The sequence below is a fragment of the Nonomuraea sp. NPDC004186 genome, from assembly GCF_053603495.1.
Window position 1 is genome coordinate 19,219 of record NZ_JBSGFQ010000104.1, and the last position, 24,755, is coordinate 43,973.

The 24,755-nt window shown below is 72.3% G+C and carries 21 protein-coding genes; 13 read left to right on the forward strand and 8 right to left on the reverse strand.

The genetic code is table 11. From position 1 onward, the window contains the following. Positions 1–14: 14 nt before the first annotated feature. Entirely contained in the window at positions 15–1,373 is a 1,359-nt protein-coding gene (locus ACWEPL_RS50705; RefSeq protein WP_452440591.1) for a cytochrome P450, read from the reverse strand. A gap of 207 nt (positions 1,374–1,580) precedes the next feature. On the opposite strand from ACWEPL_RS50705, the gene ACWEPL_RS50710 reads away from it, so the two are divergent. Both ACWEPL_RS50710 and ACWEPL_RS50715 read left to right on the forward strand, forming a co-directional pair. Beyond that, positions 1,581–3,020, forward strand: a complete 1,440-nt coding sequence (locus tag ACWEPL_RS50710; RefSeq protein ID WP_452440592.1) for a serine/threonine-protein kinase — start codon at positions 1,581–1,583, stop codon at positions 3,018–3,020. A 173-nt stretch (positions 3,021–3,193) separates the two neighbouring features. Next, complete coding sequence (locus ACWEPL_RS50715) at positions 3,194–4,246, forward strand: TerC/Alx family metal homeostasis membrane protein (RefSeq protein ID WP_363972567.1); 1,053 nt, start codon at positions 3,194–3,196, stop codon at positions 4,244–4,246. Between the two features lie 9 nt (positions 4,247–4,255). On the opposite strand, the gene ACWEPL_RS50720 is transcribed toward ACWEPL_RS50715, so the two are convergent. Continuing rightward, positions 4,256–4,816, reverse strand: coding sequence for a TetR/AcrR family transcriptional regulator (locus ACWEPL_RS50720; protein WP_355198119.1), 561 nt, complete (start codon positions 4,814–4,816; stop codon positions 4,256–4,258). Positions 4,817–4,893: 77 nt separating this feature from the next. On the opposite strand from ACWEPL_RS50720, the gene ACWEPL_RS50725 reads away from it, so the two are divergent. The 3 genes from ACWEPL_RS50725 to ACWEPL_RS50735 all read left to right on the forward strand — a co-directional run bounded on the left by ACWEPL_RS50725 (position 4,894) and on the right by ACWEPL_RS50735 (position 9,255). Continuing rightward, positions 4,894–5,766: an NmrA family NAD(P)-binding protein gene (locus ACWEPL_RS50725; RefSeq protein WP_452440593.1), complete on the forward strand. Its 873-nt coding sequence runs from the start codon at positions 4,894–4,896 to the stop codon at positions 5,764–5,766. 139 nt (positions 5,767–5,905) lie between these two features. Next, positions 5,906–7,573, forward strand: a complete 1,668-nt coding sequence (locus ACWEPL_RS50730; RefSeq protein ID WP_452440594.1) for an RNA polymerase sigma factor — start codon at positions 5,906–5,908, stop codon at positions 7,571–7,573. 68 nt (positions 7,574–7,641) lie between these two features. After that, a complete protein-coding gene (locus ACWEPL_RS50735; RefSeq protein ID WP_452440595.1) occupies positions 7,642–9,255 on the forward strand; it encodes an AbfB domain-containing protein in 1,614 nt (537 codons plus the stop codon). A 155-nt stretch (positions 9,256–9,410) separates the two neighbouring features. Here ACWEPL_RS50735 and ACWEPL_RS50740 read toward each other — a convergent pair whose 3' ends face one another. Together ACWEPL_RS50740 and ACWEPL_RS50745 are read right to left on the reverse strand one after the other, a co-directional pair. Next, a complete protein-coding gene (locus ACWEPL_RS50740) occupies positions 9,411–11,342 on the reverse strand; it encodes an ABC transporter ATP-binding protein (protein WP_452440596.1) in 1,932 nt (643 codons plus the stop codon). Continuing rightward, positions 11,342–11,545 (reverse strand): hypothetical protein, encoded by a 204-nt coding sequence (locus tag ACWEPL_RS50745; RefSeq protein ID WP_452440597.1) that lies wholly within the window; start codon positions 11,543–11,545, stop codon positions 11,342–11,344. The genes ACWEPL_RS50740 and ACWEPL_RS50745 overlap by 1 nt, the downstream gene beginning before the upstream one ends. 21 nt (positions 11,546–11,566) lie before the next feature. Here ACWEPL_RS50745 and ACWEPL_RS50750 point away from each other — a divergent pair, with 21 nt between their 5' ends. The 7 genes from ACWEPL_RS50750 to ACWEPL_RS50780 all read left to right on the forward strand — a co-directional run bounded on the left by ACWEPL_RS50750 (position 11,567) and on the right by ACWEPL_RS50780 (position 18,681). Next, entirely contained in the window at positions 11,567–11,869 is a 303-nt protein-coding gene (locus tag ACWEPL_RS50750; protein WP_452440598.1) for a hypothetical protein, read from the forward strand. A 126-nt stretch (positions 11,870–11,995) separates the two neighbouring features. Beyond that, entirely contained in the window at positions 11,996–13,207 is a 1,212-nt protein-coding gene (locus ACWEPL_RS50755) for a cytochrome P450 (protein WP_452440599.1), read from the forward strand. A 75-nt stretch (positions 13,208–13,282) separates the two neighbouring features. Then, the gene (locus tag ACWEPL_RS50760) at positions 13,283–14,272 is read left to right on the forward strand and encodes a class I SAM-dependent methyltransferase (protein ID WP_452440600.1); all 990 of its coding nucleotides are present in this window, start codon (positions 13,283–13,285) and stop codon (positions 14,270–14,272) included. A gap of 52 nt (positions 14,273–14,324) precedes the next feature. Beyond that, positions 14,325–14,660, forward strand: coding sequence for a hypothetical protein (locus ACWEPL_RS50765; RefSeq protein ID WP_452440601.1), 336 nt, complete (start codon positions 14,325–14,327; stop codon positions 14,658–14,660). A 39-nt stretch (positions 14,661–14,699) separates the two neighbouring features. After that, positions 14,700–16,913, forward strand: coding sequence for a protein translocase subunit SecD (gene secD, locus ACWEPL_RS50770; protein ID WP_452440602.1), 2,214 nt, complete (start codon positions 14,700–14,702; stop codon positions 16,911–16,913). 52 nt (positions 16,914–16,965) lie between these two features. Next, positions 16,966–17,292, forward strand: a complete 327-nt coding sequence (locus ACWEPL_RS50775) for a hypothetical protein (protein WP_452440603.1) — start codon at positions 16,966–16,968, stop codon at positions 17,290–17,292. Between the two features lie 168 nt (positions 17,293–17,460). Beyond that, on the forward strand, positions 17,461–18,681 hold the full coding sequence (locus ACWEPL_RS50780) for a MalY/PatB family protein (RefSeq protein WP_452440604.1): 1,221 nt from the start codon (positions 17,461–17,463) through the stop codon (positions 18,679–18,681). Positions 18,682–18,692: 11 nt separating this feature from the next. Here the strand turns inward: ACWEPL_RS50780 and ACWEPL_RS50785 are convergent, their stop codons facing one another. The 4 genes from ACWEPL_RS50785 to ACWEPL_RS50800 all read right to left on the reverse strand — a co-directional run bounded on the left by ACWEPL_RS50785 (position 18,693) and on the right by ACWEPL_RS50800 (position 24,061). Beyond that, a complete protein-coding gene (locus tag ACWEPL_RS50785) occupies positions 18,693–20,786 on the reverse strand; it encodes a SpoIIE family protein phosphatase (RefSeq protein ID WP_363972524.1) in 2,094 nt (697 codons plus the stop codon). 228 nt (positions 20,787–21,014) lie between these two features. Then, positions 21,015–21,629, reverse strand: a complete 615-nt coding sequence (locus tag ACWEPL_RS50790) for a TetR/AcrR family transcriptional regulator (RefSeq protein WP_452440605.1) — start codon at positions 21,627–21,629, stop codon at positions 21,015–21,017. A gap of 124 nt (positions 21,630–21,753) precedes the next feature. Continuing rightward, positions 21,754–23,157 (reverse strand): L-fucose/L-arabinose isomerase family protein, encoded by a 1,404-nt coding sequence (locus ACWEPL_RS50795; protein WP_350726985.1) that lies wholly within the window; start codon positions 23,155–23,157, stop codon positions 21,754–21,756. Positions 23,158–23,245: 88 nt separating this feature from the next. Beyond that, the gene (locus ACWEPL_RS50800; protein ID WP_452440606.1) at positions 23,246–24,061 is read right to left on the reverse strand and encodes an alpha/beta hydrolase family protein; all 816 of its coding nucleotides are present in this window, start codon (positions 24,059–24,061) and stop codon (positions 23,246–23,248) included. An 82-nt stretch (positions 24,062–24,143) separates the two neighbouring features. Between ACWEPL_RS50800 and ACWEPL_RS50805 the strand changes: the two genes are divergently transcribed. Then, on the forward strand, positions 24,144–24,755 hold a 612-nt coding region (locus ACWEPL_RS50805; RefSeq protein ID WP_452440607.1), incomplete at its 3' end, for a TetR/AcrR family transcriptional regulator.

Below are 24,755 nucleotides of genomic sequence, written 5' to 3' on the forward strand. Positions count from 1 at the left end.
GCGGACCCGGCCGGTCAGCGCTTGAGGCGCAGGCCGCGCAGGAAGCCCCACAACCCGCCGGACCGGGACGAGTCCGGCCCCGCCTGGGCCTCGCCCGCCGCGGACGGCTGTGCCGCGGGCGCGTCGGCGCCGTCGCCGGCGCGCTCGCCCGCCGGTACGTAGCCCTCGGCGAGCTCGAACTGGACCGGCAGGGACCGCAGGGCGCGCATGAAGGGTGAGGGGCGCCAGGGCAGCTGGTCGGCCGGGAGCGCGAGCTTGATCTTGGTGAGCCGGCTGAACAGCCGGCGTACGGCGATCGTCGTCATCTGGGTCGCCAGCCGGTGCCCCAGGCAGCTGTGCGGCCCCGCGCCCCACGCCAGGTGCGCGCGGGTGCTGCGGATGGCCTCGTGGTCGAGCGCCCCGGCGAAGCGCGGATCGGCGTGGGCGCCCGCGACGGAGAGCATCACCGGGTCGCCGGCGGCGATCGTGTAGTGGCCCATCTTCACGTCGGTCTTGGGGAAGCGGAAGGTCAGGTTGGCCATCGGCGGGTTGAGCAGCGCGACCCGGTTGACCGTCTCGTCGATCGCGCCCACCGACAGGCTCGCCCGCACGTCCCGGTTGGAGACGACCTCGACGACGACGTTGCAGACGAGGCTGGCGGTGAAGTCGAGCAGGCCGGGCAGCATGAGCAGCTCGCGGGCCAGCTCGTCCAGCGTGAGGTCCGGAGCGGCCGCGATCATGTAGGAGGGCAGGTCCTCGCCGGGACGCTCCCGCTTGGCGGCCGCGAGCTCCGTCATGGCCGCGTACAGCCGCTCGAACGCCGCGGCCGCGTCGGGCCCGGCGTCGATCATCCGCCAGATGTCCATCACGACCTCTTCGCCGCGTGCCGCGGAGAAGCCGAGCATGCGGTTGGCGACCATGAGCGGGAGCGGCCGGGCGTACTGGGCAGCCAGGTCGGCCCACCCCGTGGAGCCGCCTTCCGCCAGCACGCCGATGAGGTCGTCGGCGTACTGCACGACGGCCTGTTCGAGCAGCTGGGCCTGCGGCTGGGTGTGGTCCTGGAACGGCGCCAGCGCCTGCGTCCACGCGTTGCGGAACCGGCGCTGCGCGGCGCCCTCCGCGAAGGCCGAGTTGTTGATCTGGAAGACGGGCAGCAGCGGCCAGTCCGCCGGGATCCGGCCCTCGACGTTCATCCGCCATCTGTCCACGCTCTTGGTCCAGATGCCGCCCGAGTTCTGCAGGACGCGGAGCACCTCCTCGTAGCCGAGGACGAACCAGACCGGCACGCCGAGGACGTCGACCGGGGCGACTGGGCCGTACCTCTTGCGCAGGCGTTCGTGGACGAAGGCGGGGTCCGCGTCGTAGTCCCTGGTCAGCAGCGGTTCTACGGACATCGACAGCAAGGGTTCTGCGGGCTGCTGGGCCCATGGGCCGTGGGTCACGGGGATGAACTACCTCTCTGGGAGCTTTGGGCCGGTTCGCTCAAGAGATCTGAAAGCATCACGCAAAGCGCCCGTCATGGCAAGAGGAAAGTGTACGGCCTGTCTTGAATCATGGACGCAGCGTGGTCTCCGGCGGTCTTTCAAGCGATCTGCTATCGAATGTCATGCATCGACGATCACAATCCTCTGGTGAGCCCTGAACCCCAGCAAATAGGCCCATACACCATCATCCGCCCCTTGGGTCAGGGCGGTATGGGGGTCGTCTACCTGGCCCGGGACCAGGGATCCCGGCTCGTCGCGCTGAAGAGGCTGCGCGAGGGACCGGCCGGCGACGCGGGCTTCCGCCGCCGGTTCACCAGGGAGGTCGAGGCGGCGCGCAGCGTGGCCCGCTTCTGCACGGCGCCGGTGCTGGACGCGGGCATCGACGGCGAGAGCGCGTACATCGTCACCGAGTACGTGGACGGCCCCGACCTGGCCACCGCCATCAGGAAACGCGGTCCGATGGCCGGGGCCGACCTGGAGGCCCTGTCCGTCGGCGTGGCGACCGCGCTCACCGCCATCCACCAGGCCGGGGTCGTGCACCGCGACCTGAAGCCGCAGAACATCCTGCTCAGCCCCGTCGGCCCGCGGGTGATCGACTTCGGCATCGCGCAGCTCGTGGAGCCGGACGCGAGCCGGTCCACCGGGATCGTGGGGACTCCTGCGTACATGTCGCCGGAGCAGGCCACCGAAGGCCGGATCACGGCCGCGAGCGACGTGTTCGCCTGGGGCGGCGTCGTGGCGTACGCGGCGACCGGCCGGCCGCCGTTCGGGTCGGGCGGCGCGCCCGAGGTGCTGTTCAGGGTGGTGCACTACGCGCCCGAGCTGACGGGCCTGGACGAGCGGCTCAGGCCCCTGGTGGAGCAGGCGCTGGACAAGGACCCGGCGCGGCGGCCCACGGCCCAGCAGCTCCTCGACCGCCTGCTCGGCCGGGAGTCGGTGTCGGTGGACACCGGGGTCCGCAAGGTGAGCAACTCGTGGGCGGCCTCGCCGGCCCGCCGCCGGGACCCGCGCCCCCCGGGCCGCTGGAAGGCCCCCGTGGCGATCGCCACCGCGCTCCTGGTGACCGGGGCCACGGTCGCGGCGACCTGGCGCCCCTGGGAGACGCCGGCGCGGTCCCAGGTCACCGGCACGACGCCGCGGCAGAGCGGCCCCGTGCTGGCCCAGCGGAGCGGGTACGTGTACAACCTGGACAACGAGTACATGCCCGTCCACGTCGCGATCGAGAAGCTCTACCGCGTGGGGGACCACGTGCGGCTCGAGTGGACGGTCAGGAACGACGCCGGACATGGCGAGGCCGCGGACCTGCCCATGATCCTCGGTACGGATGCCACCGACGCCTCGGGCATCACCCTGAACTACAAGGGAGCGCCCCGGCCACTCAACCCCCACATCGAGGAGAACGGCTCCTGCTCGTGCTCCGGCTGGGGCTATCACAGCCTCGCTCCGTCCGGATCCATCCGCCTCAACGCGGAGTTCAGCGGTGTGCCAGGGAAAACGTCGAAGGCCGACGTCAACTTGCTGGGGCTGGGCTTCTTCAGGGACCTCCCCATCACCTGATCCGGGCAGCATAGTGGAGCCTTGGCGGGATATGTCCTACTCTGGGGCTGCGAGGGGAGTACTTCCCAAGTGCCGATCCGGTCAGTACGGACGTACCATGCGTCCCCGGACGGCCGCCCGCTACCCCCGGGTGAAGGAGACCTCGAACGGCTGAGCACGTTCGAGGAGGTTTCATGTCCGCGGGGACATTTCTGGCTGCGCCCGAACAGGGCAGCATCGCGTCCGTCACCCTGTGGGCGGTCACTGTGGCCGCCCTGGTCCTGCTGTTGGTGATCGACATCCTGCTGACCCGGCGCCCGCACGAGGTCCACATGCGCGAGGCCCTGGCTTGGTCCGCGTTCTACCTGGTGCTCCCGCTGGGCTTCGGCGCGTACCTGTGGGGCTCCTTCGGCACCGGGGTGGCCGTGGAGTTCTTCACCGGGTACGTGGTGGAGAAGTCGTTGTCGGTCGACAACCTGTTCGTGTTCATGCTGCTGCTGACGGCCTTCGCCGTGCCGAACGAGCTGACCCAGCGAGTGCTGCTGTACGGCATCATCGGGGCGCTCGTGCTGCGCGTGATCTTCATCGCGCTGGGAGCGGCCGCGCTGCAGAGCGGCACGTGGGCGTTCCTGCTGTTCGGGGCGGTCCTGATCGTCACCGCGGGCAAGGTGCTCAAGGAGGCGCTGAAGGGGGACGAGCAGCACGTCGACGTCTCCTCCATGCGCAGCGTCCGGCTGCTGCGCCGGTTCGTCCAGGTCACCCCCGACTACCGCGGCTTCCGCCTGATGGTGCGCGAGCACGGCCGCCTGGCGATCACCCCGCTGGCCCTGGCCACCGTGGCGGTGTTCGCCACCGACATCGTCTTCGCCGTCGACTCGGTGCCCGCCGTCTACGGGGTGACCGAGGACCCCTTCCTCGTCTTCGCCACCAACGCCTTCGCGCTGCTGGGCCTGCGGGCGCTGTACTTCGTGCTGCGGGACGCGCTGGCCAAGCTGCGGCACCTCAACCACGGCCTGGCCGTCATCCTGGCCTTCATCGGCGTCAAGCTGGTCCTGCACTGGGCGCACGGCATCTGGGCGTGGGTGCCCGAGATCCCCACCCTCGCCTCGCTCGGCGTCATCGTCGCGGTCCTGGTCACCGTCACGCTCACCAGCCTGTACGCCGGCCGGCGCGCCGATTCGGCGCCCGAGCCCGGCGAGGACGCCGAGCGCCCCAAGGCGCTGCAGCACGACCCGATGGACCCGTGAGATCGGTCGTCAGGGGGAGGCGGCGAGGCCGTCCAGGGTGACGGTGATGTGGCGGTCGGCGGCGGCGGGCGACACCTGCTCGTGGAGCCAGGCGGCGGCGGACGTGAGGGCGGTCACGTCCGCGCCGGTCGCGTCGGCGCGCAGGGCGCCCGATTCGCGCCCCCGCGCGACGAGCCGCTCGCCGATCTCGGCCATGCGCACGCACGAGGCGTGCAGCTCCGACGCCTCGTCGTCCAGGCCGCCGGCGATCAACGCGGCCAGGCCGCGATAGGTGGCGGCGTGCGCCGTGGCCGCGCGGACCCAGGCGGCGAGCGCGTCCGGCGCCGGGCCGGTCAGGAGCCGCTCGCCGAGCTCGAACAGGGCCGCGTTACGGTCCCTGAGCAGCGCGCCGATCAGGGCGCGGCGGCTGGGGAAGTGGCCGTAGAGCGTGCCGATGGCCACCCCGGCGCGCCGGGCGATGCCTTCCAGGCTGGACTCCACGCCCTGCTCCCTGAAGGCGGCGTCGGCCTCGGCGAGCAGGCGCTCGTAGTTGCGGCGGGCGTCGGCGCGGGGCCGTCGGGTCGTGGTCATGCGGGCTTCCCTAGTAATTCGAGGCTGCCTCGATATAGCCTTAGTCGAGGTTGCCTCAGTTTAGCGGAAGGCTTGTCATGATCTTGATTACCGGAGCCACCGGATCCATCGGCACGCACCTCGTGCGGCTCCTGGGGGAGAAGGGGGTGGCGTTCAGGGCGCTCGTCCGCGACGAGGACAAGGGGCGGGCCCTGGGCTGCGACGTCGTGATCGGGGACTTCGACGACCCCGGCTCGCTCACTGCCGCCATGGAGGGCGTCGACCGGCTCTTCCTCAACGCCGGCGGCGCCCAGCCGGTGGACGGCGAGCAGCCGATGGTCCGCCAGCAGAGGGCGGCCATTGACGCGGCGCGGGCCGCCGGGGTGTCGAGCGTGGTGAAGGTGTCGGTCTCAGGAGCCCAGCGGGGCGGCCGCCTGGCCCAGGGCGCGCACTGGGAGATCGAGGAGTACCTCAAGGCGTCGGGGCTCGGCTGGTCGATGCTGCGGCCCGGCGGATTCATGCAGAACTTCATCACCGGGACGGCGGCCTTCACCGCCGACGGCAAGCTCCTCGACGTTTACGGAGGCGCGCCGGTCTCGTACATCGACTGCCACGACATCGCCGCCTGCGCCGCCGCCCTGCTCACCGGATCGGGCGGCCTCGGCGAGACGTACGAGCTCACGGGCCCCCGGGCGCTCACCTACGCCGAGCTCGCGCAGGAGTTCTCGGCCGCGCTGGGCCGGAGGGTCGAGCACGCCGAGCTGTCCCCGGACGAGCTGGCCGCCGGGGTGCGCGCGCAGGGGTTGCCCGCGCGGTTCGCCGACGACCTGGCCGAGCTCTGCCGGCAGGTGGCGGGCGGCTCGCTGGCCGCCACGACGACCGCGGTCAGGGACCTGACGGGTCGCGAGCCCCGGACGTTCGGGGAGTTCCTGGCGGCCAACGCGGAGGCACTGCGAACCACGGTGGGCTGAGCCGCGGTTGTACGCCAGGTTGACGCGAGCATTGACACCTCGTAGGCGATAAGTGGAACAATGCGCGTTTTGTGTTATCGGAACGGTGACACTCCTGTCTCCTGATCGGAGCAGCGGAGGCTCCGGATCGAGGTGCTGGATGTACGCGCGGCCGACGTACGAGGTCGAAACGGTGCTCGCCGCCATGGCGGGCGACCGTGACGCGATCGACGAACTGGTCAGGAGCCACCTGCCGCTCGTGTACAACATCGTGGGCCGCGCCATGAACGGCCACGCGGACGTGGACGACGTCGTTCAGGAGACGATGGCCAGGGTCGTGACCGGCGTGTCCGGGCTGCGCGACCCGGGCAGCTTCCGCTCCTGGCTCGTCGCCATCGCCCTGAACCAGGTACGCGAGTGGCGGCAGGCGCCGGGCGCCGCGCTCGCCGCCATCGACGAGGCGATGGGCCTGGCCGACGCGGCCTCCGACTTCGCCGCGCTCACCGTCACCCGGCTCGGCCTGTCCGGGCAGCGCAAGGAGGCCACCGAGGCGGCCCGCTGGCTCGACGCCGACGACCGCGAGGTGCTCGCGCTGTGGTGGATGGAGGTGGCCGGCGAGCTGGCCAGGACCGAGCTGGCCGCCGCGCTGGGGACGAACGAGCAGCACGCCGCCGTACGCGTCCAGCGCACCAAAGGCCGCCTGGAGACCGCCCGCGCGGTGGTGCGCGCGCTGGCCGCCCGCCCGCCCTGCCCCGAGCTGGCCGCCGTGGCGCAGACCTGGAACGGCGCCCCGTCCGACCTGTGGCGCAAGCGGCTGTCCCGGCACGTGCGCGACTGCCCGGTCTGCGGCGAGCACACCTCCGACCTGGTGCCGGCCGAGCGGCTGCTGGCCGGGCTCGGCCTGGTGGCCGTCCCCGCCGGCATCGCCGCCGGTCTGCTGGAGATCGCGCGTACGGCCGCCGCGCCGGTCGTCAAGGGCGGCCTGCTGGCCAAGGGCAAGGCGGCGGCGGGCTCGGCGCTGGCCGCCAAGCCGATCGCGGTCACCGCGGCCGGCGCCACGCTGATCGCCGGGGGAGCGGTGGTCGTCCAGACCCTCCTGCCCGAGCCCGCGCCGCCCCGGCGGGCCACACCGGTGGTGGTGTCGTCCTCGCCCGCTTCTTCGCGCCGTCCTGTGAGGCCCGCGCGGAGCCCGTACGGACTGACGGTCGACGCCGTGGACCAGGCCCCGCCGAAGAACCGGCCGCCCGCCCCGCTGCCCCGGCGCCCCGCCGGCACGGTGGTCATCGGCGGCAAGCACGGATACTCCAGGTACGGCGGAGCCCCGTCGATCACCCACAGGGGCGACTACGTCACCGTCACCGGCCGCGGCTACGTCCAGGTCCGCTGGGGCATCCTCTACCGCAACCGCGTAGGCCCCTTCCCGCCCGCGACCTGGACCGGGCTCAGGGGCAAGCTGTTCCACGTCGCGTCGGGCGGCGGCCGGCGGATGGACGACGAGCAGGCGCCCGGCGTCACCTGGATGGGCTCGCCCGAGACCGGCTTCGCCCGGCTGCCGCGCGGCCAGCAGCAGATGTGGCAGAACGAGTTCTACTACCTCGACGGTCGCGTGACCTTCCACAACAACGAGAGCGGCACGGACATCGACCTCACCGTCGCGCCCAAGTCCTGGCAGGAGGTCTGGGCCGACCTCTCGGCCAGGCCCGACCCGGCCAAGGGCATCGTCCGGTACGGCCTGACCCGCGACACCGGCGACGACCGCGCCCCCGTCCCCCAGTACGTCACCAGGGCCGCGAACCCGGAGCGGGTCCCGCAGCGAAGCCGGGTCTGAGATTTGTGTTATCCGGGCCCGGCCAGGGGGTCTCCTGTGACGAGAGTGACCCCTGAGGAAGGATTCACATGACCACGCAGCCCTCCCGCCGGAGCGTGCTGAAGGCGGCCGCGACCGCGGGCGCCGCCGCCGCACTGCCCGCCGCGCTCCCCATCGGGCCCGCGGCCGCGGCGGCCTTCAAGCACCCCGGCCTGCTGCACACGCAGGCCGACTTCGACCGGATGCGGGCCCAGGTGAACGCCGGCGCCCAGCCCTGGAAGGCCGGCTGGGACAAGCTGACGGCCAACGGCCGCTCCAGGAGCACCTGGAAGCCGCGCCCGCTCGAGACGGTGGTCAGGGGCGGCACGGGCGCGAACCACGTCCAGCTCGCCATCGACGTGGCCGCCGCCTACCAGAACGCGCTGCGCTGGAAGATCAGCGGGGAGAAGGCGCACGGCGACGCCGCCCGCGACATCCTCAACGCCTGGTCGGCCGTGCTCAAGGCGGTGACCGGCAACGCCGACCGCTACCTGGCGGCCGGGATCCTGGGCTGGCAGCTCGCCAACGTCGCCGAGATCATGCGCGGCTACCCCGGCTTCGACTTCGAGCGCTTCACGAAGATGATGCTGACGGTCTTCTACCCGATGAACGACCGGTTCCTGAAGGAGCACAACGGTGCCTGCATCACCAACTACTGGGCCAACTGGGACCTGTGCGCCATGGCCTCCGTGCTCGCCATCGCCGTCCTGTGCGACGACCGCGCCAAGGTCGACCAGGCCGTCGACTACTTCAAGCACGGCAAGGGCAACGGCTCCATCATGAACGCGGTGCCGTTCCTGCATCCCGGCGGGCTCGGGCAGTGGCAGGAGAGCGGCCGCGACCAGGGACACACCAGCGTCGGCGTCGGGTGGATGGGCGTGCTCTGCGAGATGGCCTGGAACCAGGGCATCGACCTGTACGGCTACGCGGACGACCGGTTCATGAAGGGCGCCGAGTACGTGGCCAAGTACAACCTGGGCGAATCGGTGCCGTTCACGACGTACAAGTGGGGACAGGGCACGACCTGTGTCCAGCGGCAGCAGACCGAGATCTCCGCCGCCGGGCGCGGGGCCGCCGACCCGATCTGGGCGCTGCTCCTCAACCACTACGGCCTGCGGCGGGGGCTGGCGGTGCCGTACATCGAGGCGTACGGCAAGCGCGTCGCGCCGGAAGGGGGCGGCGGGGACTACGGCGGCTCCAAGTACGACCACCTCGGCTTCGGCACCCTGACCTTCACCCGCGCCACGGCGGGGAGCGGTGGCGGGCTGCTCGCGACGGGGGTGTCGAGGGTGTTCCGGCCGGTCAACCGCCCGGGGACGTACCTCCAGGCCACGGGCCGGATCGGGGCGGAGCCGGTCACCCTCCGCGTCGTGCCCGGTCTGGACGACGCGAAGGCCTACTCCTTCGTCGACCCTGAGGGGCGTTACCTGCGGCATCGCGACTTCCTGATCCGGTTCGAGACCAACGACGGGACCGCTCTGTTCCGGCGCGACGCCACCTTCCACGCCCGGCCCGGCACGGCCGAGGGCTCGGTCCGCCTGGAGTCCCTCAACTACCCGGGCCGCTTCGTCCGCCACCGCGCCGAGCTGCTGCGCCTGGACAAGACCGACAACACATCCCTGTTCCGCGCCGACTCCTCCTTCCACCCCACCCCACCCGCCTAACCCCCACCCACCAGCACGCACGCGTTCCACCGCCCGGCCCGGCCCGCCGTCCGTCCCCCCGAGGGACCTCAGCCGAAGTGCGGCCTGTACTTCGGCTGGGGTCCTTTAGGGGAGCCGCTCGGTGGTCTCGGCGGCCGCCCGAAGGGCCGGGGGTGTCAGTCGGCGTGGGCGTACTGGGCGGCCTGGAGGCGGTACATCGCCGCGTACGAGCCGCCCACGCGCATCAGGCTCTCGTGGGTGCCATGTTCCACGACCTTCCCGGCCTCGAACACGTAGATGCGGTCCGCGCGCGTCACCGACGTGAGGCGGTGGGTGATGAGGATGACCGTGCGCCCGACGGCGGCCAGTCCCGCGACCTTGTCGAAGATCTCGATCTCCGCCCTGGGGTCGAGTGCCGAGGTGGGTTCGTCGAAGACCAGTACGGACGCGTCCCGGAACCACGCCCGGCCCAGTCCGATGCGCTGCCACTGCCCTCCCGACAGCTCGGTCCCGCCCATGAACTCCCGGGCCAGCAGCGTCTCCCAGCCGTCGGGGAGGGACGCCACCACGGTGTCCGCGCCGCTGGCCGCCCCGGCGCGCCTCAGGCGTTCGCGGTCATCGGCCCGGTCGGCGCGGCCGAGGGCCAGGTTGACGCGGGCCGTGGCGGGCCAGCGGGCGAAGTCCTGGGCGACGAGGGCGATCCGGTCGAAGACGCTGCGGCGGTTCAGGAGCTCGATGGGCACGCCGCCCCAGCTGACGCTGCCGCCGGTTGGCAGGTAGAGGCCGGCCAGCAGCTTGGCCAGGGTGCTCTTGCCGGAGCCGTTGGCGCCGACGAGGGCCACGATCTCGCCGGGCAGGATCCGGACGCTGACGCCGTCGAGCGCGGGCCGGGTCTGCCCGGAGTAGGTGAAGGTGAGGTTGTCGGCCCGGATCTCGACGGGGTGCGGCGGAAGGGGGATGGGTCCGCTGCGCAGGCGCTGCCTGGCGGCCTCCGCGCAGGCCCGTTCCCATTCCAGGACGAACAGGCCCTGCTCGTACACCTGGTTGATCGACAGCACCAGGCTGGTCAGCCCGGCCTTCGCGGTGCGGATGGCGATGACGGCGGCACCGGCGGCGGCGAGCGGGATGGCGTCGGTGATCAGCAGCCCCGCGAGGGTGGCGTACGTGATCGCGGTCGCGACGCCGGAGACGGCGTCCCCGGCCAGCGCGAGGCGGGCCTCGTCCTGGCCCAGCCGGGCCTGTTCGCCCTCGGCCAGCGAGGAGAGCCGGCCGTAGTGCCCGAGCAGGAACGGGCCCGCGCCGTGGGCGCGGATCTCCGGCGCGACGTCGGGACGGGTGAGCAGCCCGCTGAGCACGTCGAGCTGCCGGGTGAGCTCCAGCTGGCGTTTGACGGAGGCAAAGCGCGCGCGGGCCGAGCGTACGGCGCTCCAGCCCTTCGGGACGACCGTGGCCAGCAGGAGCGGCAGGAGCAGCGGATGGAGCACCCCGAGCACGCTTCCGACGGCGAGCAGGGTGGTGAGCCCGGCGAGCAGCTGAGCCGCCTCCGTGATCACGATGCGCGCCGAGCGGGTGCCCTGCCGGGCGGCTTCCAGGAGGTTGTGGAACCCCGCCTCCTCCAGCGCCCCCAGCTCCGCGCCTGCGGCCCCCTCCAGCAGGCGCGTGTAGGCCAGGCGTTCGATCCTGGGCCCCAGGCGGCTGACCGCCGCCTTGCTGATCGCCCGCATGACGCTGCCGGTCGCGGCCGCGCCGGCCATCGCGGCGAGCGCGGGGATGCCCGCCGCGATCCGCTCCGCCGTCGGGCCGCCGGTCATGAGAGGTACGAGCACCCGGTACGTGGCCAGCAGCGTGACCACCGTCGCCACCCCGCCGAGGAACTCCGCGACCAGCACGGCGACGAGGGCTCTCGGCGCCGCCTGCCGCGCCAGCCGCACCGAGACGGAGATCAGGCCGGGCAGCTCGCGCAGCATCGACAAGAAGCCGGTACGCAGTCCCGCCCCTTCGTGCCTGAGCTGGCCGAACGACAGGCGGATGCCCCGGCCGAACAGCGGGTCGCGCCCGGGGACCCCGCGGACCGAGGCGTCGTGCGCGCCCGCGCGATGCCGCCCCATCAAGCCGCCAGGAACATGGACGCGGCCTCCAGGTCATCCGTCACGGCCAGCAGTGCCAGGGCGATCCCCGCCGCGCCGTTGAGCAGTCCGGGCCCGGATACGTCGAAGCCGAGCGGCAGGCGGCTGTCGTAGGCGGCGCACAGCCGATCGAACAGCCCCTCCACCGCCGACCCGAATTCGGCGCCCGCGAAGGTCGCCGTCATCAGCATCAGCCCGGCGAGCCCGTGGCACACGCCGCCTTCGGGGAGGCGCACCAGGGCGGGCTCTTCAGCCAGGTGCTGCTCGGTGCCCCGATCGGGCCGTCCGACCGGATCTCGCTGCGTCCCGGCACGTGGCCGCTGGTCGGCGAGGCGCGGATCAAGGCCGGCCACCGGACCTTCCGCGCGCCGGAGGCGGTCGCGGCGGCCTGCGAACTCCTCATGAGCGGCCCGGTGAAGGTCGGCGAGCTCTCCGGGGACCCCGGCGAGGCCATCAAGATCGCTCAGGCTCCGGTCGAGCTCGGCCTGTGCGCGCTGCCCGCCCCCTGAGCGCTCTCCCGGCGCTGGACAGCGGGCGGCGTGGGTGTCAGCTTGGGTGCAAGCGATGAGGAGTGCCGCGATGGCCGAGTCTCATGCACCACCTGTGTTCCCGCTCGCCACCGGGCCAGGGCGGCCATGAGCGATCCCGAGGCGCGGTCCTACCCGCTCGGCCCGCCGGACCGGCTGGAGCTCGACGCCGGGTACGCCTGGCTGCGCGAGCACGAGCCGCTGGCCAGGATCGCCATGCCGTACGGCGAACCGGCCTGGCTGGTGACCCGTTACGAGGACGTCCGCACGGTCCTCGGCGACTCCCGCTTCGGCCGCGCGGCCGCGGCCACGCGGGACCCGCCGCGCATGTACCCCGAGCCGGTGCCCGGCGGGATCACCGACCTCGACCCGCCCGAGCACACCAGGATGCGGCGGCTGATCGGCACGGCCTTCACCGCCCGCCGGGTGGAGCTGCTGCGCCCGCGGGCCGAGGGGATCGCCGACGAGCTCCTGGACCGGATGGTGCGCGAGGGGCCGCCCGCCGACCTCGTCGAGGCGTACGCCGTGCCGCTGCCCGCCGTCATCATCTGCGAGCTGCTCGGCGTCCCGTACGAGGACCGCCCGACGTTCCAGACCTGGGCCGACGCGTACATGACGACGACGGCGATCCCCCTGGAGGAGAAGACGGCGCGGCTGGGCGAGCTCGGCGCCTACTTCGCCGGGCTGGTGGCGCGGCGGCGCGAGACCCCGTCGGACGACCTGATCAGCGCGCTGACGCAGGCGCGGGACGAGCGGGACGGCCTGTCGGAGGAGGAGCTGATCGGGTTCCTGATGACGCTGCTCGCGGCCGGGTACGAGACGACCGCCGGCCAGATCGCCAACTTCGCCTACGCGCTGGTGTCCGACCTCGCCCAGCTTCTGCTGGTCAGGGGTGGGAAGGTGGACGTGGCGGGGGCGGTGGAGGAGCTGTTGCGATACGTCCCGGTGATGGCGACCGGATCGACGTTCATCCCCCGGTACGCGACGGAGGACGTCGAGCTGAGCGGCGGGACCGTGCGGGCCGGGGAGCCGGTGTTCGCCGCGTTCTACGCCGCCAACCGGGATCCGCGCGTGTACGCCGACCCGGAACGGCTCGACCTGACCCGCCCGCCCCGGCCCCACCTCGCCTTCGGCCACGGAGCGCACTTCTGCGCCGGCGCCGCGCTGGCACGGATGGAGCTCCAGGTGGCGCTCGCCGCCCTGCTACGGCGTCTCCCCGGGTTGCGGGCGGCGGTCGCGGACGAGGAACTGGTCTGGAAGAGCGGGATGGTCGTACGGGGACCGGTGGCGCTGCCGGTGACCTGGGAGCTCTCCATGTGAGCCGTCGCCGCAGGACACATCGGTGCCGGGGATAATCCGTGGAGCCGTCCGGAGCCGGGTCGTTATCGTCGGGCGGTGACCTATCTGAGCCCGTTGGGCTACCTGCTGGGCCTGGAGGGTGTGGCCTTGCTGCGGGCCTTCAGGGAGGGCCGCTCGGACCGCGCGTTCGTGCGGGCCCGGATCGCCGAGGTCCGCGCGCTGCTCGACGCGCCCGCCCTGGCCGACGCGGACGGGGTGACGGCCGAGGTCGGCGCGATCGGTTCGCGGGAGGTGTACCGGACGTGGGCGCCGCACTATGACGCGGGCGGCAACCAGATGATCGACTCCGAGCAGCCCGTCGTCCGCCGCATCCTCGACGGCCTCCCGGTCGGCATCGCGCTGGACGCCGCCTGCGGCACCGGCAGGCACGCCGCGTACCTGGCCGCGCTCGGCCACCGCGTCATCGGCGTCGACACCTCACCCGAGATGCTCGCCCAGGCCCGGCGGCGCCCGGAAGCGGATGTTTCGCCCGCGCGGAGCCGGTGGGGCTCGGAAGCGGACATTTCGGCTGAGCGGTCGGGTCAGGTCGTGCGCGGCCTGCCCGCCGTGGGGCTGGCCATGGGTGATCTGCATCGGCTGCCGTTGCCCGACGACGCGGTCGACACCGTCGTGTGTGCCCTCGCGCTGGTGCACGTGCCGGATCTGGCGCCGGTGCTGGCGGAGTTCGCGCGGGTGCTGCGTACGGGCGGTCACCTGATCATCACCGACCCGCACCCGATGGCGACCTACCTGGCCCCGGCCGCGCCCAGCCCGGGTCCGGACGGCAGCCCCGCGCTGCCGGCCGACCGGCCCCGCTCGCTCAGCGACTACCTCGCCGCCGCGCTCCCGCTCGGCTTCCAGGTACGCCACTGCGAGGAGCCGCGCCGCCCGCCCCTGCCGCTGGTCCCCGGCACCCGCCCGCCGGACCCGCTCCCGCCGCAGGGCTCCTACGAGATCATGTACTGGTGCCCGGAGGCCGCGGACGCGGCCATGAGCGGCATGCCGGTCGCGGTCGTCTGGCACTTCCAGCTCAGCCCTCGTCCTTGACCCGGTGACGCCTTTCCTGGGCTAGGTTGAGGCTCGAGGAGAAGGAGGCGACATGCGCACGACACTGCCTGCCGCGTTGCTTCTTCTCCTGTCGTGGTTCCTGCCGGCCTCCGCCCATGCCCAGGTCGCCTCGCACGTCGTGGCGGTGCACGCCAGGGTCCAGGAACAGCCGGGGCTCCAGCGGGAGCCGTACCGGGAGACCGTGGGCCAGGCCCGGCACGGCCTGCTCGGCACCGCCCCGCCCGCGGGGCCGGCCGTGCTGCCGTCGGTCCTGCCGCAGCCGCGGCGGGGCTGGGCGGCCGTGGTCGCGAGCCCGGCCGCCGACGTCCCCGCCGACCGCCGGCCGGCGGCGGCCCCCGCGCGGGGGCCTCCCTCCACAGGGTGCTGAAGATCCCCCTTTCGCACATCTGAGCCTGTGGAGGCTTTCATGTTCCGTGCGCCTGTTTGGCGTGCGGTGACGGCCCTTGCCGTCATCGCGATCTCCTTGGTCCTGGCCCTGGTCAGCGCCCCGCGCCTGGGCCTGGATCTACGCGGTGGCACCCAGCTCGTCTTCGAGACGAGGGACTCGCCCACCGTCAAGGCCGACTCGGCCGCCACCGACCGCGCCCTCGACGTGCTCCGCCAGCGGGCGGACGCGCTCGGCGTGGTCGATCCCACCCTGGTCCGCTCCGGCGAGCGGCGGATCATCGTCGAGCTGCCCGGCGTGCTCGACCCGCGGCAGGCGGCCGAGGTCATCGGCCGTACCGCGCAGCTCGCCTTCCACCCCGTCCTCGGCAACGAGGGTGACGTACGTGACGAGAACGGCGGGAAGTTGCGGCTCGGGCCCGCCGCCATCACCGGCGACGGCATCGCCGACGCCGTCCAGCAGAGCGACCCCCAGCGCGGCCCCGGCTGGTGGGTGAGCATCGACTTCCGCGACGCCGGCGCCTGGCAGCGGATGAGCGGCGCGGCGGCGTGCGAGCCGGTGGGCGACCCCAAGCGCCGGATCGCGATCGTGCTCGACGACGAGGTCATCTCCTCGCCGCCGCTCGACCCGTCGATCCCCTGCCGTACCGGCATCTCCGGCGGGAGCGCCGACATCACGGGCTCGTTCACCCACGACGAGGCCCGCGACCTGGCCGTGCTGATCAAGGGTGGCGCGCTGCCCGTGCCGCTCACCATCGTCGAGCAGCGTACGGTCGGCCCGACGCTCGGCGCGGCGGCCATTGACGCGAGCGCCAAGGCGGCGATCGCCGGGCTGGTCCTGACGGCCGCCTTCATCGTCGCGGTCTACCGGATGTCCGGGCTGCTCTCGACGCTCGCGCTCGCCTGCTACGGCCTGATCTCGTACGCGGCGCTGGTGGCGATGGGGGCGACGTTCACGCTGCCCGGGCTGGCCGGGTTCGTGCTGGCGATCGGCATGGCCATCGACGCCAACGTGCTGGTCTTCGAGCGCGCCAGGGAGGAGTACGACCAGGGGCGCGGCCGCCGCGGGCTGAAGGCGGCCCTGGACCGGGGGTTCAGGAACGCCTGGAGCGCCATCGCCGACTCCAACGTCACCACCCTCATCGCCGCCGGCCTGCTGTTCTGGCTGGCCTCGGGGCCGGTCAAGGGCTTCGGCGTGACGCTGGCCGTCGGCGTGCTGGCCTCGCTGGTCTCGGCCATGCTGATCACCCGCGTGCTCGCCCACGCCGTCATCGGCCGGGTCGGGCCGCGCCTGTCGGGCCTGGGCTCGCCGGGAGCCGTACGGACCTGGCTGACGCGCAGGAACCCCCAGCTCATGAAGGCCAGAAGGCTGTGGCTGGCGGTCGCGGGCACGCTGGTGGCGGCGGCCGTCGCCGGGCTGCTCGCCCGCGGGCTGAACTTCGGCGTGGAGTTCACCGGCGGGCGGCTCGTCGAGTTCGCCACCGCCAAGCCCCTGTCGGCCGACGCGGCGGGGCAGGCCGTCTCGCGTGCCGGGTTCCCCTCGGCGGTCGTGCAGGCCAGTGGTGACGGCGTCACCGTACGCGCCGGGCGGCTCGGCCTGGACGACGTGGCCAGGATCGAGCAGGAGCTGGAGCGGCAGGCGGGGGAGGTGACCAAGCGGAGCGAGGAGTTCGTCGGCCCGAGCCTGGGCGAGGAGCTGCGCCGCAACGCCCTCGTCGCGCTCGGCGTGGCCGTGTCCATGCAGCTGGCCTACCTGGCGATCCGGTTCAGGTGGACGTTCGGCGCGGCGGCGGTGCTGGCGCTGCTGGTGGACGTGACCGTGGTGGCGGGTATGTTCGCGTGGCTCGGCAAGCCGGTCGACGGGATCTTCCTGGCCGCGATGCTGACCATCGTCGGCTACTCGGTCAACGACAAGGTCGTGGTCTTCGACCGGGTACGCGAGCTGTGGTCGCCCCGCAGCCCGTTCGTCACGGCGGTGAACTCGGCCATCCTGCAGACCATGCCGCGCACGGTCAACACCGGCCTCGGCGCGCTGTTCATCCTGCTCGCGCTCATGGCCTTCGGCGGGGACTCCCTGCGGGACTTCGCGCTGGCGCTGGTGACCGGGATCGTGACGGGCACGCTGTCGTCCGCCTTCGTGGCCGGGCCGCTGGCCGTCTGGCTGGCCCGGTACGACCGCAAGCCGCCTCCGGGGCCGCCCGTCAAGCGCCGGCGCGTCTCCGGAGCCGTGGTCTAAGTCCTTACTTGGGGACTTGAAAGTCCTCTTATGGGGATATAGCGTGATCCGCATGTATGCGATAGTCAGGCACTACAGCGCGGACGCGAGCGCGATCACCGAGATGGTGAAGCACGTGGACCGGGAGTTCGCCGACCGCGTCCCCGAGCAGGTGGGGTCGGTCCTCTACACCGCCGTCGACACCGGCGGGGGGACCGTGATGACGATCACGATGTTCGGGGACGCGGAGGCGGCCTCCCGCGCCGAGAGCGCGGTGATCGGGGTTCAGGAGAGCCTCGGGGTCCGGTTCGGGGTGCGGGAGACCGCCGTCGAGCGGGGGGAGGTGATGGTCAGCCGCGCCACGCCGTCCGTCGTCGGACGGGTCAGGTTCGAGCCGTAGGCGCCGCTGCGACGACGGGGTCAGCGGGCTGTCCGGCTCCGTCACGACCACGCCGGCCATTCACGTTGCTTATTGCCGCATTCAGCAGGAGCCTCTGGCCGGGCCGTCGGCACTCGCCTAACCTTGCTGGTCAATCATCGAGCGGGAGAGGGCCACGAGGTGAATCGGATGAAGAGGGCAGGTTCCGAAGGGCGGGCCGATCCTCTCGTGCGGCTGTCGCTCGAACAGCTACGCGAGCGCACGAGCATGAAGTGGCGCGCGCACCCCGATGACGTGCTCCCGCTCTGGGTGGCGGAGATGGACGTGCCGCTGGCCCGTCCCATCGCCGACGCGCTGCACCGAGCGATCGACCTCGGCGACACCGGATACCCGTACGGGACCGCCTACGCCGAGGCTCTCGCGGAGTTCGCCCGCCGGCGATGGCGGTGGGACGGCCTGCGCATCGAGCACATGGCCGTCGTGCCCGACGTCATGATGGGCATCGTCGAGGTCCTCCGCCTGATCACCGGCCCCGGGGACGCGGTCGTCGTGTGCTCGCCGGTCTATCCGCCCTTCTACGCGTTCGTCACGCACGACGCGAGGAAGATCGTCGAGGCGCGGCTCGGCCCGGATCTGCGGGTCGACCTCGACACCCTGGAAGAGGCGTTCGTCCGCGCGCGGAGCCAGGGCCGTCGCGCGGCGTTCCTGATGAGCAACCCGCACAACCCGACCGGCGTCGTCCACACCCGTGATGAGTTGCAGGCGATCGCCCAGCTCGCCCGAAAGCACGGCGTCCGGGTGATATCCGATGAGATCCACGCCCCGCTCGTGTTGCCCGGAGCCACTTTCGTCCCGTTTCTCGGCATCGAAGGATCCGAGAACGGCTTCGCGCTGGCCTCCGCGTCCAAGGCCTGGAACCTCGCCGGTCTCAAAGCGGCCCTGGTCATCGCGGGCGCCGACGCCGCCGACGACCTCCGGCGCATGCCCGAGGAAGTCGGTCACGGCCCCAGCCACCTGGGCGTCATCGCGCATACCGCGGCGTTCCGCGCGGGCGGAACCTGGCTCGACGAGCTAGTACTCGGCCTCGACGCGAATCGCACCCTCCTGGGTCAACTCATCGCGGAACACCTCCCTGAGGCGCGTTATCGACCGCCCGAGGGCACCTACCTCGCCTGGCTCGACTGCACCTGGCTCGGCCTGCACGAGGAGGGGCAGAGCGACGAGCTCGGCGTCGTCAGCGACGTCGCAGGACCGGCGAAGCTGTTCCTCGACCGCGCCCGCGTCGCCGTGAGCTCAGGGCATGTCTTCGGCTCCGGCGGGGCCGGCTGCGTGCGGCTCAACTTCGCCACGTCGCCGGACATCCTGCGCCAGGCGCTGTCCAGGATGGGTCGCGCGGTGCGCGAACTCTGAAGGCCGGCGCCTCACGTCCTGCAGAGGAGCACCGCGATGTCGTCCATGCGCTGCTCGGCCGTGGCCTGCTTGATGAGCGACTCGGCCAGGTCGTGCAGGGGCTGGCCGGGCGAGGGCGTGAAGCGCTCGGCCAGGTCGTCGATGGCCTCGCCGATGCTGCGGCCCGGCTCCTCGATGAGGCCGTCGGTGTAGAGGGCCAGGACGGAGCCGGGCGGCATCGGCACCTCCGTGGTGGCGTACTCGGAGTCGGGGTCCACACCGAGCAGCAGCCCGGGGGAGGAGTCGATGGCCTCGGTACGCCACCCGGGCCGGCCGAACAGCGGCGGCAGGTGCCCCGCGCTGGCCAGGCAGGCGATGCGCTTGCGCAGGTCGATGTTGACGTACAGGCAGCTGGTGAACCGGTCGGGGGACAGCTCGCTGAGCAGCCGGTTGGTGCGCGCGAGCACCTCGCCCGGGCTGGCCCCGGAGGTGGCGTGGGCGTGGATGGCGGTGCGCACCTGGCCCATGAGGGCGGCCGCGGTCACGTCGTGGCCCTGCACGTCGCCGATGACCGCCGCGGCCATGGTGTCGGTCAGGCGGATGAGGTCGTAGAAGTCCCCGCCGATGTCCATTCCCGGGGTGGCGGGCAGGTAGTGGGCGGCCAGTTCGAGGCCGGAGATCTCGGGCAGCCTGCGCGGCAGCAGGCTCTTCTGCAGGCATTGGGCGAGCTGGTGCTTGACGTCGTACAGCCGGGCCCGCTCGTACGCCTGCGCGATCAGCCCCGCGAGCGCGGTCAGCGTGGCCCGCTCGCTGGTGCAGAACTGGTGCGGCCGGTTGTAGGCGAGGACGCACGTGCCGATCGGATGGCCCGAGATGACCAGCGGCAGGAAGGCCCAGGCGGACATGTCGTCCGAGCGGACGGCACCCGGGTACGCCTTGCGCAGCTCGTCCCAGGTGGAGAAGAACGTCGGCTGGCCGGCGTCGAAGGAGTGGTTGGCCGGGTCCGGCGGGATCACGGGACGGCCGTCGAACTCCTGGATGGCCTGCGGGCTGTAGCCGCGCGAGGCGTCCACGCGCAGCCGGCCGCCCTTCGAGGTCAGGATGGCCAGGGCCTGGACGTTGTAGACGGGCATGACGTGGTCGGCCACCAGGTCGACCACCTCCTGCGCGGTCACCGCCCGCGAGAGCTTGGTCGCCAGGTACAGAACCTCGTGCAGCGCGACGTTCTGGGCCGGCCGCTCGGCTCCGGCCGCCAGGTGACCCGGGCCGCGGGCGCCGACGGCCGGCGTGATGCGCACGGTGATCCCGGACAGGCCGGGGAAGAACCGGAGCGACAGCTGGCGCCCGGCGGGGTTGCGTATCGTGAAGTGGGTGACCTGGCGGCCGACGACCGCGGCGCGGTAGGCGTCCTCGTACGCGGGGTCGTTCATCCACGGCAGCGCCTGGTCCAGGCGTTTGCCGAGCAGCTCGGACGCGGAGCTGAGCAGCAGGTCGGCGGCCGGGGCGCTGAGGAGGGTCACGCGCCCGTTCACGTCCAGCGCGCCGTGGCCCTCGGGCAGCCGGTTCAGGCAGTCGAGCGCGATCAGGTCGGGTCGCGGGTCGGCCTTGCGCTTCGGGTCCAGCACCCGGGGCCGCGGCCCCGGCTTGATCGGCTGCCCCTGCTCGGCGGCCTCCTGGAGCACCTCGGCCATCTGGCCGCTGATGTCCTCGATCCGGTCGAGCTGGCGCTGGGTCAGCCGGCTCACCCGCCCCGCCGGCCACAACAGCACGAAGCCGCCCCAGACGGTGCCGTCGGAGATGAGGGGGTGCGCAGCGGACGCGAAGTCGTACGGCACGGACAGCGCCGCCGACGGGAACTCGCGCGCCAGGCCCTCCCTGTCGGGGACCCAGACCAGCCGCTGCTCGCACACCGACGTGGCGATCGGCGCGCGGTCGTTCGTCCTGACCCTGGCCCACGCCTTGGCGATCATGGGGGGAAGCCCCAGCTGACTGTCCATCTTCAGGACGTCGCCGTCCTCGTCCAGGAGGTAGAGGTTGCCGATGTGCGCCCGTGTGCTGACGACGGCTTCGACCAGCAGCTCGTCCAGGAGGGACGAACCGGTCGTCAGGGCGCCGTTCCCCCGCACCGCCTCAGCCCGTCTCGCTCACGACGTGCGAGCGCCCGAATTGTCTGAAACCTCGCATATGGGCAGAATACACGCACGCATGTAGCAGATTGCTTACGGTGTGCCAGGGTGTAGATCTAGCGGAGGGGCGCCGCGGAAGATCTCGCTTGACGTGTTCGCGAAATGTTCGTCATGAAGCGGCCCTCCCGTTCGGAGATTCTTGAAGCCCTCTCCGCGGGGCGGCGACGATCACGCGGACAGCTTGAGCGCCCGGTCGAGCAGCTGATGCATGTGCGCGCGGAAGCGCCGCAACGTGCGGGGATCGTCGGTGTTGCGGCGCTGCCCGGTCCCGTCGAGCACCCCGCTCAGCGTGAACCCGTGGATGCACCAGATCATCGTGTACGTGGTGAACTGCGCGTCGGCGTCCGCGGGCTTGGCGATCGCGTCGATGCTGTCGATGGCGCGCTGGGTCAGCGGCTGGGCGTTGAGCGGCTCCAGATCGATGTCGCTGGCGTCGGACAGCCAGCGGTGCATCCACAGCGCGGGCACCTCCGGATGCTCGGCGCACAGGTCGATGTACCCGTCGACGAACCGGTGCAGCGCCTCCCGCCGCCGTTCGGGCGGCGTGTCCCGCAGCTCGTCGGCCCTGGCCACGATGGCCTCGGACAGCACCCGGTGGGCCTCCTCCATGACCGTGAGGTAGAGCCCCCGTTTGGTGGGGAAATGCGCGCTGAGGGCCGCCGTGTCCAGCCCCGCGGCCTCCGCGATCTGCTCGGTGGAGGTGCCGTCGTAGCCGAGCGCGGCGAACAGCCTGGTCGCCGTCCGCAGGATCAACTCCCGCTCGCCGCCTTCTGGAGAGCCCATGGACGCGACCCTAGATCCGGAGCGGCATGCTGCCCGTTAATCGATCGACAAGCGGAGGTAAAAGTAGTCCCTCGAACACCCTTGCCGGGCCCCGGCGGCCCGGGCCCGGCAGGGGCGCCCGGGGTCACACCTGGATGTAGTCCGTTTCCAGCAGGTGGGCCAGGGCCTTGAGCTCGGCGCCGCGGTGGCCGGTGCCGAGGGCCCAGTGGTGGGACATGCCGGTCGCGCTCCAGTCGTCGGTCCACTCGCCGGGGTCCCGGCCGAAGTCCACGCGGGACGTCGTGTTCCCGATCTGCAGGTGCGGCCCGTCCACGGTCTCGCCCTCCGAGGCCACCAGGGCGAAGCGGCCGTCGCGGCGCTGGATGATCCCGAACGCCGTCACCGGCCCGTGCTTGACGTCGAACTCCACGGAGACGCCCCAGCCCCGCTTCCCGTGGTACACGCCGAGCCCGCGCAGCAGCGGCCTGCGGGCGCTGATGGCCAGGTGGGCGGGGCCGTCGTGGCCCATCTCGACGTGGCCCCGGTGGAAGTCCAGCGCCTGGAGCTCGGTGAACGACCCGCCCGCGCCCATCCGGTCCATGATCAGCATGGCCAGGCTGGTGCGCAGCTCGAACTCGCCGGCCGCCGGGATGCCGCGCGCGGTGAGCAGGGACGCGCCCAGGATCATCCCGGCCCCCAGCCGCTCGTGCGTCTCCCCGTCCAGGCCGCGGTGATAGTACGCCAGGCTGTCCAGCGAGAAGTCCTCCACCAGCCGGTCCAGGCCGACGGAGACGCGGCAGGCCCACTCGAGGTCGACGGCGTTGACGCTGTCGGCCAGCTCGAAGATCTTCTCGGTCTCGGCGCGCTTGGCGGCGACCTCGGCGTCGGTGACCTTCTCCACGCGTACCCGCAGGTCGTCGAACTCCAGCACCTCGACGTGCCCGCCGAAGTTCGCCGAGACGAGCGTGAGGTCGGTGGAGACGTCCAGCATGCCGGGGTAGAGGTGCCCCATCAGGCCGTGCCGGCCGTGCCGCAGGGCCGCGCGGGCCCCGGCGGCCCGCACCCAGCTCGTGATGCGGGCCCAGGCGCGCTCGTCCTCCAGGTAACCCGACACCGACCGGAACGGGATGCCGCACCGCTGGAAGGCGTTGGCCATCTCGGGCAGCGGGCAGGCGCCGCAGTAGGCGAGCCACTGGCCGGTGTCGAACGTGGCGTGCTCCATCGACTCGGTCGGCTGCAGGTTGATCAGCAGCACGGGCGCGCCGCTGCGCTGCGCGATGGGCACGAGCATGGTGGCCGTCATGTACGTGGTGAGGAACCCGACGATGAGGTCGCAGTCCGCGGCCCGCAGCTTCTCGGCCGCGACCGCGCCCTCCTGGGCGTCGGAGATGAACCCGACGTCCACGATCTCCGCGTCCAGCTCCCGCATCCGTTCGGAGACCCGGTCGGCCGATCGCTGGAGCTGGGGGAGCAGGTCGGGGAACTGCGGCCAATATGCGCCCAGCCCGCCGGCGACCAGTCCGACACGGGTCTTCGTCTTGCTTGCCACGGTGATGCCCTCCTGAGGGGTGAAGGGTGGGTGCCGGGAGAGTTTCGGACAAAAGTATAGATCTTTTCCGAAACCTCACCATAGGGCATCAAGAGTGGAGCGTGCGGTCCAGGAAGTCCACGACCGTGCGGGCCAGGGTCAGCCGGTGATCGGACAGGGCGTGGTCGGTGGGGAAGAGGTGGTGCTCCAGCCGCGGCACCGGATGCGCCTCGTAGGCCCGGACCAGCGGATGGTGGTGCGTCTCGGCGGGCGTGACGGGGTCGCGTCCCGTCCCGACGAGCAGCACGGGCCGGTCGGCCAGGCGCGGCGCGAGCGTCGCCAGGCTCCACTCCTGCCCCGCCGCCTCCATCTCGGCGACCAGCGCCGCGGCGCTGGTGCCCTGGAGCGGCAGCAGCTCGCCCTCCCAGTCCCGGAGGAACCCCTCCCGCGCCGCCGGGTCCGCCAGGCAGGCCGCCGCGCCCGCGCCCACGTCGAACGCCGCCACCGAGGCGACCGCGCGGACCGCGGGGTCGGCGGCGGCCGTCATCAACGCCGCGAACCCGCCCATGCTGTGCCCCACCACGCCCAGCCGCGCCGGATCCAGCCGGGCGTCCAGGCGTACCGACTCCACCACGCGGGCCGCGTCCTCCAGAAGGTGGTGCCATGAGTAGGTCCCGCCCACGCCCCACGACCCCCGGTAGTGGAAGACCAGCGCCGCGTAGCCGGCCCGGCGCAGCGCCTGGGCCAGGTCGAAGTTGCGCTCGTTGCCCGGGAACCCGTGCAGCAGCACCACGATCGGATGGGGTCCGGGCCCGGCCGGGAGGTGCAGGACGCCGAGCAGCCGGTGGCCGCCGCTCTCGAACGTGACCGCGGGCGTGCTGGCCGGCGGCTCGAGGGTGGCGGGAGGGTCGTACACGTCGGTCACGCGGGTCTCCGTACGTCATCGAACCGGTCGTTTCGATGTGAAACTTAGCAGAGACTTGGAACCGGCCGGTACCATCTGACGCATGCCCGTACCCAAAGGCGCGTCCCTCGACCCCGTCCAGACCCGGGCGACCATCCTGCGCGCCGCCACCGGCCTGCTGTACGAGCGCGGTCTCGACGGCATCGGCGTGGCCGAGCTGTGCGCGACCGTCGGCGCGTCCAAGGAGACCCTCTACCGGCACTTCGGTTCCAAGGACGGGCTGGTCGAGGCCGTGCTCGAGGCCCGCAGCGACCACGTCGTACGCTGGCTGCGCGAGGCCGCGGAGGCGGCCGGCGACGACCCGGCCGCTCAGCTCGCCGCGGTCTTCGACGCGCTCGCCGGCTGGTACGCCGAGCCCGCCTTCCGCGGCTGCGCGATCGTCAACGCGTCCTCCCAGTGGCACGACGGCGTCCCGCGCACCGTCGCCGCCCGGCACCTCGACCGCCACCTCGACCTGCTGACGGGCATCGCCCGCCGGGCCGGGGCCCGGCAGCCGGAGGTCCTGGGCAGGCAGTTGCTGATGCTGGTGGAGGGCGCCACCGTGCTGGCCGACCACCACGCGCCGGTCAACGTCCAGGCGAGCTCCATGAAGGCCGGCTTCGCCACCATGGACCGGCTGGTCGAGGCCGCCAAGCGTGAGGGCCGGCTCAACGTG

Coding starts and splice junctions, on each gene's coding strand:
- ACWEPL_RS50730 (WP_452440594.1), top strand. CDS start 5,906: ATGTACGCGCGGCCGACGTACGAGGTCGAAACGGTGCTCGCCGCCATG.
- ACWEPL_RS50710 (WP_452440592.1), top strand. CDS start 1,581: ATGTCATGCATCGACGATCACAATCCTCTGGTGAGCCCTGAACCCCAG.
- ACWEPL_RS50740 (WP_452440596.1), bottom strand. CDS start 11,342: ATGGGGCGGCATCGCGCGGGCGCGCACGACGCCTCGGTCCGCGGGGTC.
- ACWEPL_RS50705 (WP_452440591.1), bottom strand. CDS start 1,373: ATGTCCGTAGAACCGCTGCTGACCAGGGACTACGACGCGGACCCCGCC.
- secD (WP_452440602.1), top strand. CDS start 14,700: ATGTTCCGTGCGCCTGTTTGGCGTGCGGTGACGGCCCTTGCCGTCATC.
- ACWEPL_RS50790 (WP_452440605.1), bottom strand. CDS start 21,629: ATGGGCTCTCCAGAAGGCGGCGAGCGGGAGTTGATCCTGCGGACGGCG.
- ACWEPL_RS50755 (WP_452440599.1), top strand. CDS start 11,996: ATGAGCGATCCCGAGGCGCGGTCCTACCCGCTCGGCCCGCCGGACCGG.
- ACWEPL_RS50720 (WP_355198119.1), bottom strand. CDS start 4,816: ATGACCACGACCCGACGGCCCCGCGCCGACGCCCGCCGCAACTACGAG.
- ACWEPL_RS50745 (WP_452440597.1), bottom strand. CDS start 11,545: ATGACGGCGACCTTCGCGGGCGCCGAATTCGGGTCGGCGGTGGAGGGG.
- ACWEPL_RS50765 (WP_452440601.1), top strand. CDS start 14,325: ATGCGCACGACACTGCCTGCCGCGTTGCTTCTTCTCCTGTCGTGGTTC.
- ACWEPL_RS50715 (WP_363972567.1), top strand. CDS start 3,194: ATGTCCGCGGGGACATTTCTGGCTGCGCCCGAACAGGGCAGCATCGCG.
- ACWEPL_RS50735 (WP_452440595.1), top strand. CDS start 7,642: ATGACCACGCAGCCCTCCCGCCGGAGCGTGCTGAAGGCGGCCGCGACC.
- ACWEPL_RS50775 (WP_452440603.1), top strand. CDS start 16,966: ATGTATGCGATAGTCAGGCACTACAGCGCGGACGCGAGCGCGATCACC.
- ACWEPL_RS50725 (WP_452440593.1), top strand. CDS start 4,894: ATGATCTTGATTACCGGAGCCACCGGATCCATCGGCACGCACCTCGTG.
- ACWEPL_RS50780 (WP_452440604.1), top strand. CDS start 17,461: ATGAAGAGGGCAGGTTCCGAAGGGCGGGCCGATCCTCTCGTGCGGCTG.